The following is a 604-nucleotide window of genomic DNA, read 5'->3' on the forward strand; positions in this document are numbered from 1 at the left end:
CCTGCGGTGTGCATGGCGTTGGTGGTGTGCCCGGCTCCGGTGGCGGTGGTGTCGTGGACTTTGGTGCCGGCGGTGTCTGCTGCTCCCATGATTTTCTCCTTCACCCCGGTCACGGCGTCGCGGACCTTGTCGGTTTGGCGGTGGACGATGTTGGACGGGGTGACTTTGTCGGCCACGGCGTCCACGTTGGTGCCCAGGCGTGCCCGGGTGGCTTCTATGTCTGCGCGGATGACGTCAGGGTTGTCGCTCATCGGTTTACCTCACCTGGTTTTAGGGTTGGGGGAATTTCTGAGAGGGTTTCGCCGGTTTGGGGCAGGCCCTTGATCTGTTTGAGTTCCTTGCGGCCGGTGGAGGCCAGGACGGCGGCGATGATGGCCCAGATGACGGCGACGATCAGCGCGGCCCAGCCCAGGGCCATGATGGCGCCCAGGGCCCACATCAGGGCCAGGGAGAGGAAGAGCAGGACGAAGTGTCCGCCGATCCCGGCGCCGGCGAGCATGCCGGCGCCTTTGCCTGCGCGGGAGGTGGATTGTTTGAGTTCGGCTTTGGCCAGTTCCACTTCCTGGCGCATCAGGGTGGACAGGTCACGGGTCACGTCCCCGAG

At 65.2% G+C, this 604-nt stretch carries 2 protein-coding genes; both read right to left on the bottom strand.

All coding sequences use genetic code 11. The annotated features are described in order from the left end of the window. The coding region (locus PUN51_RS20650) for a DUF3618 domain-containing protein (RefSeq protein WP_275182385.1) at positions 1-251 on the bottom strand (251 nt) is incomplete at its 3' end. Further along, on the bottom strand, positions 248-604 hold a 357-nt coding region (locus tag PUN51_RS20655; protein WP_275182387.1), incomplete at its 5' end, for a phage holin family protein. The genes PUN51_RS20655 and PUN51_RS20650, both read right to left, overlap by 4 nt.

Source organism: Arthrobacter sp. NQ4, assembly GCF_029077345.1.
Lineage (GTDB): Bacteria > Actinomycetota > Actinomycetes > Actinomycetales > Micrococcaceae > Arthrobacter.